The following is an 18,154-nucleotide window of genomic DNA, read 5'->3' as shown; positions in this document are numbered from 1 at the left end:
GCGCGGCACTGCCGCGCCGATCCGGGCCTTGTCCCCTGCACGGGCCTTGTTCCATCCGGTCTGAGGAGACCTTCACTATGAATCGCATCGGGCAACACCTGGTGTGGCTGGCCGTCGCCGTCCTTGGCGCCTTTGCCTTTGCCACTGTCGCGCTGGCGCGCGGAGAAGCCGTCAGCGCGCTCTGGATCGTGGTCGCCGCGATCTGTATCTATCTGATCGCCTACCGCTACTACAGCAAGTTCATCGCCGACAAGGTGATGCAGCTGGATCCGAGCCGGATGACGCCCGCATGGCGGCATAACGACGGCCTCGACTACGTGCCGACCAACAAGGCGGTGCTGTTCGGCCACCATTTCGCCGCGATCGCGGGCGCCGGACCGCTGGTCGGCCCGGTGCTGGCCGCGCAGATGGGCTACATGCCCGGCATGCTGTGGATTCTGGCCGGCGTGGTCTTCGCCGGCGCGGTGCAGGACTTCATGGTGCTGTTCATTTCCACGCGCCGCGACGGCCGCTCGCTGGGCGACCTGGTCAAGTCCGAAATGGGCACGGTGCCCGGCATGATCGCGCTGTTCGGCTGCTTCATGATCATGATCATCATCCTGGCGGTGCTGGCGCTGATCGTGGTCAAGGCATTGGCCGACTCGCCGTGGGGCACGTTCACCGTGGCGGTGACGATTCCGATCGCCATCTTCATGGGCCTGTACACGCGCTACATCCGTCCTGGCCGTATCGGCGAAGTGTCGGTGATCGGCTTCGTCCTGCTGATGCTGGCAATCATCGGCGGCGAGTACGTGCATGAGAGCCCGACACTGGCGCCGCTGTTCACCTTCGACGGCGTCGCACTGACCTGGATGCTGATCGGCTACGGCTTCGTCGCCGCCGTGCTGCCGGTGTGGCTGCTGCTCGCACCGCGCGACTACCTGTCGACCTTCCTGAAGATCGGCACCATTATTGCGCTGGCGATCGGCATCCTGATCGTCGCGCCGGAACTGAAGATGCCGGCGTTCACCCAGTTCGCCGACGGCGGCGGACCGGTCTGGTCGGGCAACCTGTTCCCGTTCCTGTTCATCACCATCGCCTGCGGCGCGGTCTCGGGGTTCCATGCGCTGATCTCGTCGGGCACCACGCCCAAGCTGCTGGAGAACGAAACGCACGCGCGCTTCATCGGCTACGGCGCGATGCTGGCCGAGTCGTTCGTCGCCATCATGGCGCTGGTCGCGGCCTCGGTGATCGAACCGGGCGTCTACTTCGCGATGAACAGCCCCGCCGCCGCGATCGGCACCACGCCGGAAGCCGTGGCCGCGGCAGTGTCGAACTGGGGCTTCGTCATCACGCCCGACGTGCTGATCCAGACCGCCAAGGACGTTGGCGAGAACACCATCATCTCCCGTGCAGGCGGCGCACCGACGCTGGCCGTCGGCATCGCCCACATCCTGCACCAGGTGGTGGGCGGGCAGGCCATGATGGCCTTCTGGTACCACTTCGCCATCCTCTTCGAAGCGCTGTTCATCCTGACCGCCGTGGACGCGGGCACCCGTGCCGGCCGCTTCATGCTGCAGGATCTGCTGGGCGCCTTCGTGCCGGCCATGCGCAAGACCGAATCGCTGCCGGCCAACCTGCTGGCGACCGCGCTGTGCGTGGCGGCGTGGGGCTACTTCCTCTATCAGGGCGTGGTCGATCCGCTGGGCGGCATCAACACGCTGTGGCCGCTGTTCGGCATCTCCAACCAGATGCTGGCCGCCGTCGCGCTGGTGCTGGGCACCTGCGTGCTGGTCAAGATGAAGCGCGGGCGCTATGCCTGGGTCACGCTGGTGCCGACCGTGTGGCTGCTGATCTGCACGCTGACTGCCGGCTGGCAGAAGCTGTTCCATCCGGATCCGAAGATCGGCTTCCTGTCGCACGCCAGCCGCTTCAGCGACGCCATCGCCCAGGGGACGGTGCTGGCGCCGGCCAAGACCATGGACCAGATGCACCAGATCGTCTTCAACGACTATCTCGACGCCGGTCTGTGCGCGCTGTTCATCCTGGTGGTGCTGTCGATCGTGGTGTACGGCTTCCGCACCGGCCTGCAGGCCAGCGGCGCCGCCAAGCCGACCGCGCGGGAAACGCCGTTCGAGCCGATGCCGGCCTCCGCCTCGCAGCAATAAGCCCGGCACCGCGCCGCCCCAACACCTCGAGGAGAGCCGACATGCTGGAACCGCTGGAAAAAATGGGCCGCTACCTCGGCCAGTCCCTGCGGCTGATGGTCGGGCTGCCCGACTACCAGACCTACCTGACGCACATGGAGCAAACCCATCCGGACCGCCGTCCGATGAGTTACGAAGAATTTTTCCGGGAGCGTCAGGAAGCCCGGTATGGAGGTGGACAGGGACGCTGCTGTTGATGCCTGGAACCCGTACATCGGGGGGTTCCCAGTCAATTTAGTGGCTAAATAAGCACAAAGGCCGCCTTCGGGCGGCCTTGTTGTCTTTCTGCAGCATTAATAAAGCCTTACAGGCGGTTACAGCAAGCCGCGGATACCGGCCCTACACTTCACTCATAGTTTGGCAACCCGAGGAAACAACACATGTCTCGCCAACTCGTTCGCAATCTGACCGTCGCCCTGGCTCTTGCCGCCTCCACTGTGCCGGCCTGGGCCAGCGATCTGAACAATGCCGTGGGCGGCGCGCTGGGCGGTGTCGCCGGCGCAGCAGTCGGGGGCGCACTGGGCGGCTCCACCGGCGCCGTGATCGGCGGCGCGCTGGGCGGCGGCGCGGGAGGCGCGATTACCTCGAACCGGCGCGAACGCACTGGCGCCATCCTGGGCGGCGCGCTCGGCGGCGGTGCCGGCACCGCGGCAGGCAATGTCGTCGGTGGCCGCAGCGGCGGCCTGATCGGGGCGGCGCTGGGCGGCGGCGCCGGCGCGGCGCTCGGCGGCAACGTCTCGCGCAGCAATTCGTATGCGGACGATCGCGACCGCTACTACAAGAGCCGCGGCTACTACAAGAAGGGCAAGTACAAGAACAAGCACCACTATCATCGCCGCGGCCATCGCCACGACGATTGACAGGAAAAGGGCCGCGAATGCGGTCCTTTTTCCTTTGGGGCGCCCCTGAACGACAATGCCCGCGCTCGGGGGCGCGGGCATTGCGGAAGGGGGGCAGGTGCGGCGGGTCAGGCCGCGCCGGACCGGCCAGACATCAGCGTGCGGCCCCTTCGGTAAAGACGTCGAACTTGCCTTGGCGGGCGCCTTCGGTGAACACGTCGAAGTTGCCTTGGCGAGCGCCTTCGGTGAACACGTCAAACTTGCCCTGACGCGCCCCTTCGGTAAAGACGTCGAACTGGCCGGCCTTGGCGCCGTCGGTGTAGGGATTGAACTGGCCCGGCTTGGCCATGGCAGGGGCGGCTGCCAGGGCGGCGGCCAGGGTAGCGGTGAGCAGAGCGATGCGCGAGAGTTTCATGATGCTGTCCTTGTTTTTTTGCTGCCGACGATTGCCACTCCGCGGTTTCCGTTCGTTGCAGTGCGGCATCTGATGACCGCATATTAGGCATTTCCCTTATATGAATAAATATTGCCGTCCACAATGATTAGTTCTATTTAGAACAACAAACCCGCCGGATGGCGGAAAAATTCAGGCGGAATCGGGGAGATCGTGTCATGGACCGGCTGCAATCGATGCGAGTGTTCACCAAGGTGGTGGAGCTCGGCAGTTTTGCCCGTGCGGCGCAACAACTCGAAATCTCCAACGCGGTCGTCACCCGCTATGTCGCCGATCTGGAAGCGCATCTCGGCACCCGGCTGCTGAACCGGACCACCCGCAGCCTGTCGCTCACCGACGCGGGTGAAACCTATCTGCAGCGCTGCCAGCAAATCCTGGAGGACGTGGAAGAGGCCGAATCGGTGGTCGCCGCGCGCAGCCAGTCCTTGTCCGGCACGCTGCGCATCGTTACCCCGGTCATGTTCGGCCTGCACCTGCTGCCGGATATCCTCGGCCGCTTCCAGACGCTGTACCCGGACGTGGTCTTCGACGTGCAGCTGTCCGACCGCATCGTCGATATCGTCGAGGAGGGCAGGGACGTCGGCATCGTGCTGTCGGACCTGGGGCTGGGCTCGCACCTGGTTGCACGGCCCCTGATCAGCGCCGAGATCATCCTGTGCGCCTCGCCCGGCTACCTGGCCCAGCATCCGCCGCTGCGCCATGCGCACGACCTGTCCCATCACCGTTGCATCGCCATGCGGCTGCCCAACGCCGAACACACCTGGACGCTGCGCGGCCCCGAAGGGGAGGTGACGGTGCCTATCCGGCCCGGTCTGCTGTGCAGCAATGCGGAACTGGCACACCAGGCCGCGCTGGCAAACCTGGGCATTGCCATGCTGTCGTCCTACCTCGCACGGCCGAGCATCGAGGCGGGTTTGCTGCAACATATCCTGCCGCAGTACCAGCTGCCGCGCCGCGATCTGAGCGTGATTTATCCCAGCCGCAAGTTCCTGCCGACCAAGGTGCGGGCCTTCATCGATTTCCTGGTGGAAGAGGGCGTCAAGCGGTCCGCGGAATGAGAAAAGGGGGCCGCGGCCCCCTTTTCCAGTGTCCGGCTTCCCGAGCGCTTACTCGCTCGCGTTCGCCGTGGTCTTGGCGCTGGCGCGCGCGGTCTTGCGGGCAGGGGTCTTCGCCGCGGCGCGCTTGGCGGGCGTCTTGGCAGGCGTCTTGGCCGCAGCGGTTTTCCTCGCCGCCGGCGTCTGCGCGCCGTTATCGCCTTCGCCCGCTGCGGGGGGCGCTGCGGGGGTTTTCGCAGCCGTCCTGGCAGCGGTCTTGGCCGCCGTCTTCGCACCCGCCTTGGGCTCGCGCGCCTCGAACTCGAAGCCGATCTTGCCGTCGGGCTGCTTGACCAGATAGGCCTTGAAGTTGCGGCCGGTGCGCGACGACTTGAACCCCGTCAGCAGGTCGGTGCGGCCCTCGCCAAGCAGCTTGGCGATCTGCTCCCGCGACACCTCCTGCTGCAGGATGATCTTGCCCGTGGAGAAGTCGCAGTGCTTCTGCGCGCCGACGGCGTTCTCGCAGACATATTTCATGCCGTGCTCGTACACCGAGCCATTGCATTTCGGGCAATGGCCCAGCGGCTCCTGCTCGCTGAAGTCCACCGGCTCGCCGTCGTTCTCGTCCTCGTTCTGGCCGAAGTCGAACTCCATCTTGTAGTTGCCGTCATCGTCGCGGCCAAGCTTCAGGATGGCGGCGAAGGGGCGGCCCATCTTGCTGCGAAAGCCCTGCAGCGGACCGATCTCCTTGTCGCGCAGCAGCGTTTCCACTTCGTCGAGCTCGAACTGCCGCCCGCCCGGAATCTTGCTGATGGAGAACTCGCACGCCGTGCAGGCGAAGCGACGGTAGTTTTCCTTGACCTGGCCGCCGCATTGCGGGCAGGGCGTTTCCAGCGTGGCGTAGTCGCCCGGGATCGTATCGCTGTCGTATTCCTTGGCGCGCTTGACGATCTGCTGGGTCATCTGCGCGATCTCGCGCATGAACTCGTCGCGCTTCAGGCGTCCGCGCTCGATCTGCGCCAGCTTGTGCTCCCACTCGCCGGTCAGCTCGGCCTGCGTCAGTTCCTGCACGCCCAGGCCGCGCAGCAGCGTCATCAGCTGGAAGGCCTTGGCGGTCGGAATCAGCTCGCGTCCTTCCCGTACCAGGTACTTCTCGGTCAGCAGCCCTTCAATGATGGCCGCGCGCGTGGCCGGCGTGCCCAGACCCTTGCCCGCCATCGCCTCGCGCAGCGCGTCGTCGTCCACCAGCTTGCCGGCGCCTTCCATCGCCGACAGCAGCGTCGCCTCGTTGTAGCGCGCGGGCGGCTTGGTGGTCAGGCCGACCGATTCGACCTTGTCGGTGCGTACCTTCTCGTCCTTGGCCACCGGTACCAGGTTGGCGTCGTCGCCCTGCTTGTCGCGGCCGTAGATCACCAGCCAGCCGGGATTGACCAGCACCTTGCCTTCGGTCTTGAAATGATGGCCGGCCACTTCGGTGACGCGCGTGGTGACCTGGAATTCCGCGGCGGGGAAGAACACGGACAGGAAGCGCCGCACGACCAGGTCGTACAGCTTCTGCTCCGGCTCGGACAGGTTCTTCGGCGCCTGCAGCGTCGGGATGATGGCGAAGTGGTCGCTGATCTTGCTGTTGTCGAAGATCCGCTTGTTCGGCTTGACCCAGTCGCTATTCAGGATCTTCTTTGCATGCGGCAGGTAGTTCGGCGAACTGTCGGCCAGCATGCCGAGCGTTTCCTTGACCGTGCCCATGTAGTCCTCGGGCAGCGCGCGCGAGTCGGTACGCGGGTAGGTCAGCACCTTGTGCTTCTCGTACAGTGCCTGGGCCAGGCCGAGCGTGTTCTTGGCCGAGAAGCCGAAGCGCGAATTGGCCTCGCGCTGCAGGCTGGTCAGGTCGAACAGTGCCGGCGACAGCTGCGTCGACGGCTTCGATTCCTCGGTGACCGTACCGGGCTTGTCGCGGCAGGCCGCCACGATGCTCTTGGCCTCGGCCTCGCTCCACAGCCGCGACTCCCGCGCCTCGGGGTCGAACTCGTTCTTCCTGAACTTCGGGTCGAACCAGCGGCCCTCGTAGAGGCCCGCCGCGGCGATGAACTCGGCCCGCACTTCCCAATAGTCGCGCGGGACGAAATGCTTGATCTTCTCCTCGCGCTCCACCACGATCGACAGCGTCGGCGTCTGCACGCGGCCAACGGTGGTCAGGAAGAAGCCACCGCCCTTGCTGTTGAAGGCGGTCATCGCTCGCGTGCCATTGATGCCGACCAGCCAGTCCGCTTCCGACCGGCACCGCGCGGCATCGGCCAGCGGCAGCATTTCCTCGTCCTCGCGCAGACGGGCGAAGCCCTCGCGGATCGCCGCCGGCGTCATCGATTGCAGCCACAGCCGGCGTACCGGCTGCTTCGCCTTGGCCTGCTGCACGATCAGCCGGAAGATCAGTTCCCCCTCGCGCCCCGCATCGCAGGCGTTGATCAGGGCGGTGACGTCCTTGCGCTTGATCAGGCGGTTCAGCACCTTCAGCCGCGTCTCGGTCTTGGCGATGGGACGCAGGTCGAAATGCGGCGGAATCACCGGGAGGTTGGCAAAGCTCCACTTTCCACGCTTGACCTCGTACTCGTCGGGCGCGGCGATTTCGACCAGATGGCCGACCGCCGAGGACAGCACATACTCGTCGCTCTCGTAGTACTCGTCATGCTTGGTAAAGCCCCCGAGTGCACGGGCGATGTCGGCCGCGACCGACGGCTTTTCCGCGATGATGAGAGCTTTGGACATGGGTGGAATCCTTGCGGTCGGTCCTGATTGCCTTCCGCGATTGGCACTGCACTATATGTAAACAGACGCTTCGTTCCCCCCGGGGGGCCACGAGGCGCCAATAATAAGCGCGCTGCGGAGCACGGTGCAAGGCGAGCCGCCGTGGCTGGCGACCGCCGGTGCGGTCTGGCAGCGGCCTTTTCCGCCTGCCCCGCCGCTCCGGCAGCAAGCCCTTGCCGGCTGGTCTCCTGCGCCACTTCTGCGCGATCCCGGCTCTTTCACCGGCTCTGCCGCAGGCCTCTTGCCGGCTACTGTGACCGCGCCAGCGCCGACGGATTCAACCAGGCGAGCAGGTCCGGCGCCTCGTCACCGTCTCCCGGCATCGCGCGGCCCTTTTCTAGCAACTTCTGCAGCGTGGCCGCGTGGGGCAGCAGCGTTCCATAGAAATCGGGCGGTCCGCCCGCGATTGGCTGCACCATCACGGTGGGAAAGTTCTCGATGTCGATATCCCCGAGCGCATCCGCATGCGTTTCGATATCGATCCAGACGAAACAATCGCCAGGATGCTGGCTCGCGAGCTGCTCCCACACCGCCTGATAGGTGTTGCAGGTGCCGCACCAGGCGGCGCACAGGCAGGCCACCAGACGGCCTGCCGATTGTGACTGCAACGCGACAGCGATCGCTGCGCCGTCCCGCTCCGGGAAGTAAACGGTCATGTGACTCCAAACCTGAACCGAACGCCGGTTTCGGCGGAAAACCGGCCCGCAGCCGGCCACGGGCGGCCGCCGCGCAGGCGGCGCATTGTAGCGGCTTCCCTGGCGAGGACGCTCAAGCCAGGCGCCGATACCGATTGCCGGGAAGACTCTCGACGGCGCCTCCAAGTTCCAGCCCCAGCAGCGCCGCGGTGACGAGCGCCACGGGCAGACCGGTGCGCGCAGCCAGGGCGTCCGCACCGACCGGATCGTACGCGATTGCCGCCAGGACTGCCGTGCCACTGTGTTCCAGCCCTGCAGCAAGAGGGGTTGGGGACGGCGCAGGGAGCGGTTCCAGCGGTTCCAGCGGTTCCCGCCGTGCTGGCGCGGATGGCGCCGGCACGGGACATCCCGCGCTGTCCGCCGCCGTACCGAGTTCGGCGAGCACTTCCTCGGCCGACTCGACCAGCATTGCGCCCTGCCGGATCAACTGGTGGCAACCCTGCGATTGCGGCGCGTGGATGGAGCCGGGCAGGGCAAAGACCTCCCGTCCCAGTTCGGCCGCCAGACGGGCGGTAATCAACGAGCCGGATCGCAACGCCGCCTCGATGACCACCACGCCGCGCGACAGCGCCGCGATCAGCCGGTTGCGGCGGGGAAAGTGCAGGCTGCGCGGCGGGGTGCCCAGCGGCAGTTCGCTGACGATCAGCGCTTCGGCGGCCAGCCGGTCGCTCAAGGCGCGGTTGGACTCGGGATAGACGCGATCCACGCCCGTCCCCACCACGGCGAGCGTGCCGGCCGGCCCCTGCATCCCGCCGGCATGCGCGGCGGCATCGATACCGTGGGCCAGTCCCGACACCACCAGCCAGCCCGCCTCCGACAAGCGCCGTGCGAAGCGCTGTGCATCGCGCTCGCCCTGTTGCGTGGCGTTGCGGGCGCCTACCACCGCCACTGCCTGCCTTCGCAACAGATCCGGATTACCGCGGGCGAACAACAGCAGCGGCGGATCGGTCAAATCCAGAAGACCTACGGGATACGACGGGTCCGCCAGTCCAATCACGGCCTGGCCGGGCTGCGCGGCCCAGGTCGCCGTTCTCGCCGCGGCAACCCGCATCGCGTCGTCCGGCGCCGCCAGCAGGCGGCGGGCGAGGGTAGCGGGCACCACTTGCGCCAGCCGCGACACAGGGGTGGCCAGGATCTGCTGGGGCAGGCCAAAGGCCGCGAGCAACCGGCGCGCCGCCACCGCGGAAAGCCCCGGCGTTCCGGTCAGGCGCAGCCATGCGGCAATCTCCTCGGGATCGGTCATCGGCTCTCGGTTGGCACCGGCTGCGCGGCGGCGCCAGGTCCGGCGTGGCAAGGGGTTATTTGGTAAGATCGCGCCTTTCGGCAGGCGGCTGCCTCGAGCAGCTGCCGTCCATCTCGTCTTCTCGCAAAGGGCGCCGTTGCAGGCAGCTGCGGGCCTTGCGAAGCGGCCTTCACACCCGGCCCCGGGTAGGATTGCCGCCGCTTGATTTTCAGGCCTCGTGCCCCGATTCTGATTTCAGGCGCCTGCATCGCCAATACGACCGCACCGCATCCGATGCCAATGGCAACGGGCAGCAGCGGCCGTATCGATGGTGGCGCCAACGTTGTACCGCTCGCGCCCCGCGCACTCGTATCATGGCCAAACTCGACATCCTGACCTATCCCGATCCCCGCCTTCATATCGTCGCGAAACCCGTCGCGCAGGTGGACGACCGCATCCGTCAACTGGTCAAGGACATGGCGGAAACCATGTACGAAGCCCCGGGTATCGGCCTGGCCGCGACGCAGGTCGACGTGCACGAGCAGGTCATCGTGATCGACGTCTCCGACACGCGCGACCAACTGCAGGTCTTCATCAACCCGGAGATCGTCTGGGCCAGCGACCACCTCCAGATCTATGAAGAGGGCTGCCTGTCGGTGCCCGAGATCTACGACCGGGTCGAGCGCCCCGACCGCGTTCGGGTGCGGGCGCTGAACGAGAACGGCGAGACCTTCGAACTGGAGGCCGACGATCTGCTGGCGGTCTGCATCCAGCACGAGATGGACCATCTGAAGGGCAAGGTCTTCGTCGAATACCTCTCCCCGCTCAAGCTCAACCGCATCAAGTCGAAGCTGCAGAAACAGCAGAAGCAGCAGAAGGCGCAGCAGCCAAAGCGCGCGCGCGCCTGATGCGGAAAGCGCCATGACGGTCAGCGACGCACAGGACGCTTGCGCAACCTCGTCCAACGACGCCCAGCAAACCCGGCCGCTACGGGTGGCCTTTGCCGGCACCCCCGAGTTCGCGCGTGCCGCGCTGGCGGCAATCCACGAGGCGGACTTTCCGGTCGTGGCCGTGCTGACGCAGCCAGACCGGCCGGCCGGGCGCGGCATGCAGCTGCAGGCCAGTCCGGTCAAGCAATACGCCGTCGCGCAAGGGTTGGGTCCGGTGCTGCAGCCGCGCTCGCTGCGCCGCCAGGGCAAATATCCGGAAGAAGCCGGCGCCGCCGTCGACGCGCTGGCGCAATGCGCGCCGGATGTGATGGTGGTCGCCGCCTATGGCCTGATCCTGCCCGCGGAGGTGCTGACGCTGCCGCGCCACGGTTGCCTGAACATCCATGCGTCGCTGCTGCCGCGCTGGCGCGGCGCGGCGCCCATCCACCGGGCCATCGAGGCCGGCGACGCCGCCACTGGCATCACGCTGATGCAGATGGACGAGGGGCTGGACACCGGCGCGATGATCTCGACCGAAACCGTCCCGATCGCTGCCGACAGCACCACCGGCATGCTGCACGATACGCTGGCGCAGCTGGGCGCGACGATGATCGTCGAGGCCCTGCGCCGCCTGCGGACCGAGGGGCGCCTGGCCGCCGTGCCGCAGCCCGTTGACGGCGTCACCTACGCCGAGAAGATCGGCAAGGACGAAGCGCGGCTCGATCTGCGCCGGCCAGCGATGGAACTGGCGCGGCAGGTGCGCGCCTTCAATCCGTTCCCCGGCGCGGTGGTGCAGATCGGCGACATCGCGGTCAAGTGCTGGCAGGCAAGCGCCATCGCGCTGCCGGCGGACATCGGCGGTCAGGATACGGCGCCGGGGACCATCGTCGCTGCGGACGCGCAAGGCGTCGTCATCGCGTGCGGCGAGGGCGCACTGCGCGTGACGGAGTTGCAGAAACCCGGGGGCCGCCGGCTTCCCGCGCAGGCGTTTCTGCAGGGCATGCCGCTGGCCGCCGGGACGCGCTGCACGGTAGGCACGCGCTGATCCATTACTGAAGCGAAGCGAAAGGGCCGGCCATGCTGGGCATCACTCGCCGCGCCAGCCGGGCATCCGGCATCAAGCGCTGGCTCGACCGCGTGGTCGGCGTGGCGTTTATCGGGCTGGGCGCCCGGCTGGCGCTGGCGCAGCGCTGACACTGGCGGTCCATCCCGGTCCAGCTGTCACTCATTGGCTGCTGCGCTCGGACCGATGCGCGGCCATACTGGAAGTCTCTTCCTTCCAATTGGTCGACAGCATGGGCTCCGCTTCTGCCACCCAGCATTCCGACGCAAGCGACATGGCGCATTGCGCCCCTCCCACCCACGAGGAAGTGGCCCGGATGATCACGGCGTCGCAGGCGCAGCAGAACGTCAAGACCGCCGGTATGCTCTTCACGGCGGTCGCATTCACGCTGGGCGGCATTTTCGGCATCCTCGCCCTGTCACGCGACAACACGCACGACCTGATCGGCGCCGAAATTCGCCCCGTTCTTGTCCGCCTCGATAGCCTGGAAAGGGGCCAGAAAGCTGCGGAGCGGCGCTTTGAACGCATTGAGGACAAGCTCGACAAGCAGAGCGAGCAGATCCAGGCCAGACTCAACAGGCAGAGCGAGCAGATCGCTGCCGGGCTCGACAAGCAGGGCGAGCAGATCGTGGCCCTGACCACCGCGGTCGCTCGGCTCGCAAGCAGCCGTGAACGCCGGCCCTGATTCTTCGCTTCTCGCTGACGCGCGGTCCCCCGGCCAACATTGAATTTCCCCCGCACGCCCCGATCTAAGGGGCATCGCATCGTCGCGCCCGTGCGGTAACGCACGGCGCCACCGATGACCATTTCGAAGGGGCACAACGATGTTCAACTGGGTCAAGACCTTCATGCTGATGGCCGCCATCACGGCGCTGTTCATCGTCATCGGAGGCATGATCGGCGGTCGCAGCGGCATGATGGTGGCGCTGCTGATGGCGCTCGGCATGAACTTCTTCTCGTACTGGTTCTCGGACAAGCTGGTCCTGCGCATGTACAACGCACGGGAAGTGGACGCGGCCACCGCGCCGCAGTTCTACGGCATGATCCAGGAGCTGGCGCAGCGCGCGCAGCTGCCGATGCCGCGCGTCTACCTGATCGACGAGGCCGCGCCCAACGCCTTCGCCACCGGCCGCAACCCCGAGAATGCAGCGGTGGCAGCGACCACGGGCATCCTGCGTGTGCTGTCCGATCGCGAACTGCGCGGCGTGATGGCACACGAGCTCGCGCATGTGAAGCACCGCGACATCCTGATCTCGACCATCGCCGCGACGATGGCCGGTGCGATCGCCGCACTGGCGAACTTCGCCATGTTCTTCGGCGGCCGCGACAGCGAGGGCAACCGCAACCCGATCGCCGGTATCGCGGTAGCGATCCTCGCGCCGCTGGCGGCCTCGCTGATCCAGATGGCGATCTCCCGCGCGCGCGAGTTCGAGGCCGATCGCGGTGGCGCGGAAATCAGCGGCGACCCGCAGGCGCTGGCGATGGCGCTGGACAAGATCCATCGGTATGCGACCGGCATGCCGTTCCAGGCTGCCGAAGCCAACCCGTCCACCGCGCAGATGATGATCATGAATCCGCTCTCGGGCGGCGGGGTTGCGAATCTGTTCTCGACGCACCCGTCCACGGAGGAGCGTGTCGCCCGGCTGATGCAGATGGCAAGGACGGGCACCTATCCACTGTGACGGTGCCTGCCCGTCAGGGACAGGGTAAACTGCCCGCCGTGCTCTTCGCCGAGCCGGCGGGCTTTTCTATGACAGGTCTTTGCAATACTCAGATCTGCGTGGAAAGCCAGCGCCGTGCAAGCGAGCGCGCCGCCCAATGCCATCCGGCACCCCCGCCTGCATGCCGCCGCTCCCGTTGCTGCGGCGCTGCTTGATTTTCTGCGTCATCGGCGTTCCCGTGCGTCCGCCGCCGTCATTACCTGTATTCCGATCTCATGCGCCTGCCTCCCGATTCCCTAGCCTTCCAGATGTTGGCCGCCGCCGCCGCGGTACGCGGCGTCAATGAAGGCAGTGCCTTGCCGCAGGCCATCGAGGACGCCGCGACGCTGTATCGGCTGGATCGCCTCGAGCGCGCGCAGGCCGCCGCTGCCCGCGGTGCGCTTCAGGATCTGGCTTATCGCACCATGCGGCAGTTCGGCACCGCGCGTGCACTGGTCACGCGCATGGTGTCGCGTCCGCCCGGTGCGCTGGTGGACGCCCTGCTGGCCGTCGCACTGACCCTGCTGATCGAAGCGGAGGAGGGCAACGAGGAGGGGGCAGGCGGCGAGGGTGGCAAGAGCGGTTACAGCGCCTTCACCGTGGTCGACCAGGCCGTCAGCGCGACAGCCTCGGACCCGAAGGCCGCGCATGCGCGGGGCATGGTCAATGCGGTGCTGCGGCGCTTCCTGCGCGAGCGGCGGGCCTTGCTGGACGACGTGCGGCGCGACGACGAGGCCCGCTGGAACCTGCCTGACTGGTGGCTGCGCCGGCTGCGCCAGGCCTATCCGGACCGCCTGCAGCAGCTGGCGCGCCATGCCGGCACGCGGCCGCCGATGACGCTGCGCGTGAACCCGCTGCGCATCCCCGTCCAGGACTATCTGCAGCAGCTCGCGGCGGCCGGCATCGCCGCCGAGCGCGTGGGCGAGCAGGCGGTAAGGCTGACCCGGCCGCTGCCGGTCGCGCAGATCCCCGGCTTCGAGGCCGGCGATGTATCCGTGCAGGACGCCGGCGCGCAGCTGGCCGGTCCGCTGCTGGGACTGGCCGATGGTCAACGCGTGCTGGACGCCTGCGCCGCGCCCGGCGGCAAGACCGGCCACCTGCTGGAACTGGCCGAGCCGCTCTCCGGCGTGGAAGTGGTGGCGGTCGAAAGCGACGCCGTACGGGCCCGCCGTATCGACGAGAACCTGTCCCGGCTCGGCAAGGAGGCGCAGGTCCTGGTCGGCGATGCGAGCCGGCCCGCGGACTGGTGGGATGGCCGGCAGTTCGACCGCATCCTGGCCGATGTGCCTTGCTCGGCATCCGGCATTGTGAGACGCCATCCCGACATTCGCTGGCTGCGGCGGGAGACCGATCTGGCAAGGCTGGTCAACGAGCAGCGCCGCATCGTCTCGCAGCTATGGCCGTTGCTGAAACCGGGCGGCATCCTCGTTTACGTAACGTGTTCGATTTTCCCAACGGAGGGAGAAGAGCAGGCGCAGTGGTTTGGTGAGCAGTTGCCAGATGCGATACGATTGCAGGCGCCCGGCCAGTTGCTGCCCTGCAGCATGAATGGCGCCGGGACCGCGCCGGCAGGGGCCGGCCCGTCCAGCATGCAGCCAGCTCCTGTCGGGGCCGATTCCGTTGGGCAATCCGGGGCACACGGCGGCACGCCCGCCAGCCTTGCCCTGCCGACGGACCACGACGGCTTCTTCTACGCCCGTTTCCAGAAACGCCACTGACCCGATGCCCGCTCCGCCTCGCTTGGCCGTCCTCCGCCCTCATGACGACAATGCGCGCGGAAACCATGCCCGCTCGGAAGCCGCTGGTAACGAAACCGGCACTGCGGCACGCTGGCTGGCCTCGCTGCTGATGATACTGACGGTGCTGGCGGCACTGACGCTGCTGGTCGCGCCGTCCGCGCAAGCCCAGACCATCGAGGTCAAGGACGTCCATCTGGAACACCAGGACGGCGGCTACGCCTTGCATGCCGGCTTTGCCTTCGATCTGTCACCGGCGCTCGAAGATGCACTGCACAAGGGAATCCCGCTGTATTTCGCGGTCGACTTCCAGCTTAGCCGTCCGCGCTGGTACTGGTTCGACGAGAAGCCGGTGACGGTCACGCGCAGCGTGCGCCTGACCTTCCATCCGCTGACGCGGCAATACCGGGTGTCCACCGGCGGGCTGCAACTGCCCTTTACCCGGCTCAAGGGCGCGCTGGACTTCATCAAGCAGGTGCGAGGCTGGTACGTGTTCGACCTGGACGAGGTCAAGCTCGGGGCCCCCTATCAGGCGGAGGTGCGCATGCGCCTGGACCTGTCGCAGCTGCCCAAGCCATTCCAGATCAACGCGGTCAATACCCGCGACTGGAACCTGTCGTCTGAATGGCGGCGCTTCACCTTCACGCCGACCGAAGCGCCACCACCGCCGCCGCCACCGCCGCCGCCACCACCGCCGCCACCACCGGCCCCGCCGGCTCCTGCGGCACCGCCCGCGCCGCCTCCTTCCGTGCCCAGCGGCGCCGGCAATGGCGCGGCCAGCGCGCCGGCCAATGGCGCGCCGCATGCCGTACCGCATGGCGGTCAGAACGGCGCCTCGGCGGCGCCGGCCAGTGCACCGGGCAACGGCCAGGGCGCTTCGGCCGCCGCCGCCAGTGCGCCTGCCGCGCCGGCTTCCGCGCCGACCGCCCCGCCGGCCTCGGCGCCCGCTCCGGCCGCCGCCGTCCCCGTACGCCGCGCCGCCGCGCCGCTGCTGTGGCCGATGGCGCTGTCGACCACGCCGTCGGAGCCATGATGGCCAGGCTCGAAGCGGTCCTTGACGGAAGGGTGCGGCGCCTGCTGACGCGTGTGGTCGCCGGCACCATTGTCTTTCTGGCGCTGGTGCTGGTCGTGCTGCTGGCCGCCGCGTCGGCGAACACCGAGTTCTTCGACCGGTATTTCACGCTGCTCTACAAGATCAACCTGGTGATCGGCGTACTGATGGTGCTGATCATCGGGGGCCTGGCCCTGGCCCTGCTGGTACGTTACCGGCGCGGGAAATTCGGCACCCGGCTGATGACCAAGCTGGCCGTGTTCTTCGGCGTGGTTGGCGTGCTGCCCGGCGTGCTGATCTACCTGGTGTCGCTGCAGTTCGTCTCGCGCAGCATCGAGTCCTGGTTCGACGTGCGGGTCGAAACCGCGCTCGAAGCGGGGCTGAACCTGGGCCGCTCCACCATCGACAGCGCGCTGGCCGACCTGCAGGCAAAGGCGCGCCAGATCAGCGAACAGATCGGCGCCTCGCCGGAACCGGTCAGTTCTCTGCAGCTGAACCGCCTGCGCGAACAGTACGGCGTGCAGGAGGCGTCCATCTTCACCGGCAGTGGACGCGTGCTGGCCAGCGCCTCGAGCGACTATGCGACGCTCGTGCCGAGCCTGCCGTCCGGGGTCCTGGTCGAGCAGGCGCGGCTGGCCGGTGGCTATGCCGCGGTGGAAGGTGGAACCGACCCGGGCACCGATGGCGGCGGCGACGGTCACCAGGCCGACCGGCCCGACAGTCATCTGTACCGGCTGCGCATCATCATCCCGCTCGGGCCCGCACCCGCCCCGGTGGGGGGCGACGCGGCCGCACCCGCGCGCGGCGCCTCCTCCGGCCGTTGGGCTGGCTCCGGACTGTCGCTGGAGCGCCGTGCCGAGGACTATCCGTCCGCGGGCTTCGGGCTGCTGGGGGAGACCGTGCGCGAGGAACGCTACCTGCAGGTGGTCCATCCCGTGCCGCCCACGCTGGCCCGCAACGCCGACGAGGTCCAGCGCGCCTATCAGGACTACCAGGAGAAGGCGCTCGGCCGTACCGGCCTGCGCAAGATGTATATCGGCACGCTGACGCTGACTCTGTTCCTGGCCGTCTTCATCGCCGTGATGCTGGCGCTGCTGCTGGGCGGACAGCTGGCCCGGCCGCTGCTGATGCTGCTGCAGGGCACCAAGGAGGTGGCCGAGGGCGATTTGTCGCCCAAGCGCGAGCTCAAGAGCCGCGACGAGCTGGGCATGCTGACCCAGCAGTTCAACATGATGACGCGCCAGCTCGCCGAGGCACGACTGGCCGTCGAGCAGAACCGGTCGGCGCTGGAACAATCGAAGGCGTTCCTGGAAAGCGTGCTGCAGAACCTGACCGCCGGCGTACTGGTGCTGGACCGGGGCTTCAAGCTGGTCACGGCCAACCCGGGCGCCGAGCGGATCTTCGGCCAGCCTCTCGCACCGACGGTGGGTCTGCCGGTGGAGACCATCCCCGGCATGGACGTATTCGGCGAGATCGTGCGGCAGGCGTTCAGCGAGCAGAACACCAGCGAGATGCTCGGGGGCGCCGCCCATTGGCAGAAGCAGATCGAGCTGCCGCATGGGGCCGAGGACCAGCCGTTGACGCTGTTGGTACGGGGCGCGCGCCTGCCGTCCGCCGACCATGTCAGCGAGGACGCCGACCCGGGCTATGTGGTGGTGTTCGACGACATCTCGGACGTCATCTCCGCGCAGCGCTCGGTCGCCTGGGGCGAAGTCGCGCGCCGGCTCGCCCACGAAATCAAGAATCCGCTGACGCCGATCCAGTTGTCGGCCGAGCGGCTGCAGATGAAGCTGGCGGCCAAGCTGGAAGGCACCGATGCGGAAGTGCTAAAGCGCGGCGCTACCACGATCGTTAACCAGGTAGCGGCGATGAAGCGCATGGTCGACGATTTCCGCGACTATGCAAGAACGCCGCCGGCGATGCTGCAGGCGTTGCAGTTGAACGGACTGGTAGGCGAGGTGCTGCATCTGTACGGCATCGACGATCCGGCCATGCGCGAGCACCCGGTCATCCATGCCACGCTGGGCCGGAACCTGCCGGAGATCAAGGGCGACCCGACGCAACTGCGCCAGGTCATCCACAATCTGCTGCAGAACGCGCAGGACGCGGTGGCCGAGAACCTGGCGGCCGGCCGTCCGGCGCCTTGTATCGCTCTGCACACCGAGACTGTAGAATACAAAGATACTGCCGGAGAGAGCCGGCAGGCTGTCAAGCTGACCATCGCCGACAATGGTCCGGGTTTTGCTCCCCGCATCCTGAGCCGCGCGTTCGAACCATACGTGACCACCAAGGCCAAGGGGACAGGCCTCGGATTGGCGATGGTAAAGAAAATCATTGACGAACACGGTGCGCGCATTGAATTGCGCAACCGAATGGAGGGCGCCGAGGTCGCCGGAGCCCAGATTTCCATCCTGTTCGCCAAGCTTGCATAGGCATTGCGGTC

The 18,154-nt window shown here is 67.2% G+C and carries 14 protein-coding genes and 2 pseudogenes; 12 read left to right on the top strand and 4 right to left on the bottom strand.

Annotated elements, in window-relative coordinates:
* Window positions 1-77 precede the first annotated feature (77 nt).
* The 3 genes from K6V06_RS11990 (at window position 78) to K6V06_RS11980 (ending at window position 3,046) form a co-directional block, all read left to right on the top strand.
* Entirely contained in the window at window positions 78-2,147 is a 2,070-nt protein-coding gene (locus tag K6V06_RS11990) for a carbon starvation CstA family protein (protein WP_222243673.1), read from the top strand.
* 41 nt (window positions 2,148-2,188) lie between these two features.
* Window positions 2,189-2,383 carry a YbdD/YjiX family protein gene (locus tag K6V06_RS11985; RefSeq protein WP_222243671.1) on the top strand — a complete coding sequence of 65 codons (195 nt, stop codon included), beginning with the start codon at window positions 2,189-2,191 and terminating at the stop codon, window positions 2,381-2,383.
* A gap of 183 nt (window positions 2,384-2,566) precedes the next feature.
* Window positions 2,567-3,046, top strand: a complete 480-nt coding sequence (locus tag K6V06_RS11980) for a hypothetical protein (RefSeq protein ID WP_222243669.1) — start codon at window positions 2,567-2,569, stop codon at window positions 3,044-3,046.
* 133 nt (window positions 3,047-3,179) lie between these two features.
* On the opposite strand, the gene K6V06_RS11975 is transcribed toward K6V06_RS11980, so the two are convergent.
* Window positions 3,180-3,440: a hypothetical protein gene (locus K6V06_RS11975; RefSeq protein WP_222243667.1), complete on the bottom strand. Its 261-nt coding sequence runs from the start codon at window positions 3,438-3,440 to the stop codon at window positions 3,180-3,182.
* Window positions 3,441-3,637: 197 nt separating this feature from the next.
* Here K6V06_RS11975 and K6V06_RS11970 point away from each other — a divergent pair, with 197 nt between their 5' ends.
* The gene (locus tag K6V06_RS11970; RefSeq protein WP_222243665.1) at window positions 3,638-4,537 is read left to right on the top strand and encodes a LysR family transcriptional regulator; all 900 of its coding nucleotides are present in this window, start codon (window positions 3,638-3,640) and stop codon (window positions 4,535-4,537) included.
* Window positions 4,538-4,585: 48 nt separating this feature from the next.
* On the opposite strand, the gene K6V06_RS11965 is transcribed toward K6V06_RS11970, so the two are convergent.
* The 3 genes from K6V06_RS11965 to dprA all read right to left on the bottom strand — a co-directional run bounded on the left by K6V06_RS11965 (window position 4,586) and on the right by dprA (window position 9,253).
* The gene (locus tag K6V06_RS11965; RefSeq protein ID WP_222243663.1) at window positions 4,586-7,276 is read right to left on the bottom strand and encodes a DNA topoisomerase III; all 2,691 of its coding nucleotides are present in this window, start codon (window positions 7,274-7,276) and stop codon (window positions 4,586-4,588) included.
* A gap of 287 nt (window positions 7,277-7,563) precedes the next feature.
* Window positions 7,564-7,971, bottom strand: a complete 408-nt coding sequence (locus K6V06_RS11960; RefSeq protein WP_222243661.1) for a thioredoxin family protein — start codon at window positions 7,969-7,971, stop codon at window positions 7,564-7,566.
* A 112-nt stretch (window positions 7,972-8,083) separates the two neighbouring features.
* Window positions 8,084-9,253 carry a DNA-processing protein DprA gene (gene dprA / locus K6V06_RS11955; RefSeq protein ID WP_222243660.1) on the bottom strand — a complete coding sequence of 390 codons (1,170 nt, stop codon included), beginning with the start codon at window positions 9,251-9,253 and terminating at the stop codon, window positions 8,084-8,086.
* Window positions 9,254-9,606: 353 nt separating this feature from the next.
* Here dprA and def point away from each other — a divergent pair, with 353 nt between their 5' ends.
* From def to K6V06_RS11915, 8 genes and pseudogenes are all read left to right on the top strand, one after another.
* Entirely contained in the window at window positions 9,607-10,140 is a 534-nt protein-coding gene (def, locus tag K6V06_RS11950) for a peptide deformylase (protein WP_222243659.1), read from the top strand.
* Between the two features lie 13 nt (window positions 10,141-10,153).
* Complete coding sequence (gene fmt, locus K6V06_RS11945; protein ID WP_222243658.1) at window positions 10,154-11,206, top strand: methionyl-tRNA formyltransferase; 1,053 nt, start codon at window positions 10,154-10,156, stop codon at window positions 11,204-11,206.
* Window positions 11,207-11,271: 65 nt separating this feature from the next.
* A pseudogene (locus K6V06_RS11940) lies at window positions 11,272-11,355 on the top strand (LysE family translocator); the annotation flags it as partial.
* A gap of 89 nt (window positions 11,356-11,444) precedes the next feature.
* The gene (locus tag K6V06_RS11935) at window positions 11,445-11,909 is read left to right on the top strand and encodes a hypothetical protein (RefSeq protein ID WP_222243657.1); all 465 of its coding nucleotides are present in this window, start codon (window positions 11,445-11,447) and stop codon (window positions 11,907-11,909) included.
* Window positions 11,910-12,048: 139 nt separating this feature from the next.
* Entirely contained in the window at window positions 12,049-12,906 is an 858-nt protein-coding gene (gene htpX, locus K6V06_RS11930; protein ID WP_222243656.1) for a zinc metalloprotease HtpX, read from the top strand.
* 254 nt (window positions 12,907-13,160) lie between these two features.
* The gene (rsmB, locus tag K6V06_RS11925) at window positions 13,161-14,642 is read left to right on the top strand and encodes a 16S rRNA (cytosine(967)-C(5))-methyltransferase RsmB (protein ID WP_222243655.1); all 1,482 of its coding nucleotides are present in this window, start codon (window positions 13,161-13,163) and stop codon (window positions 14,640-14,642) included.
* Window positions 14,643-14,646: 4 nt separating this feature from the next.
* Window positions 14,647-15,462: pseudogene (locus K6V06_RS11920) on the top strand (DUF4390 domain-containing protein); the annotation flags it as partial.
* Between the two features lie 227 nt (window positions 15,463-15,689).
* The gene (locus K6V06_RS11915; protein ID WP_222243653.1) at window positions 15,690-18,143 is read left to right on the top strand and encodes a PAS domain-containing sensor histidine kinase; all 2,454 of its coding nucleotides are present in this window, start codon (window positions 15,690-15,692) and stop codon (window positions 18,141-18,143) included.
* Window positions 18,144-18,154 lie beyond the last annotated feature (11 nt).

The organism is Cupriavidus sp. AU9028 (assembly GCF_019795295.1).
Taxonomy (GTDB): Bacteria; Pseudomonadota; Gammaproteobacteria; order Burkholderiales; family Burkholderiaceae; genus Cupriavidus.
The sequence above is the reverse complement of the archived record's forward strand: the minus strand, read 5'-3'. Positions and strand labels throughout refer to the sequence as shown.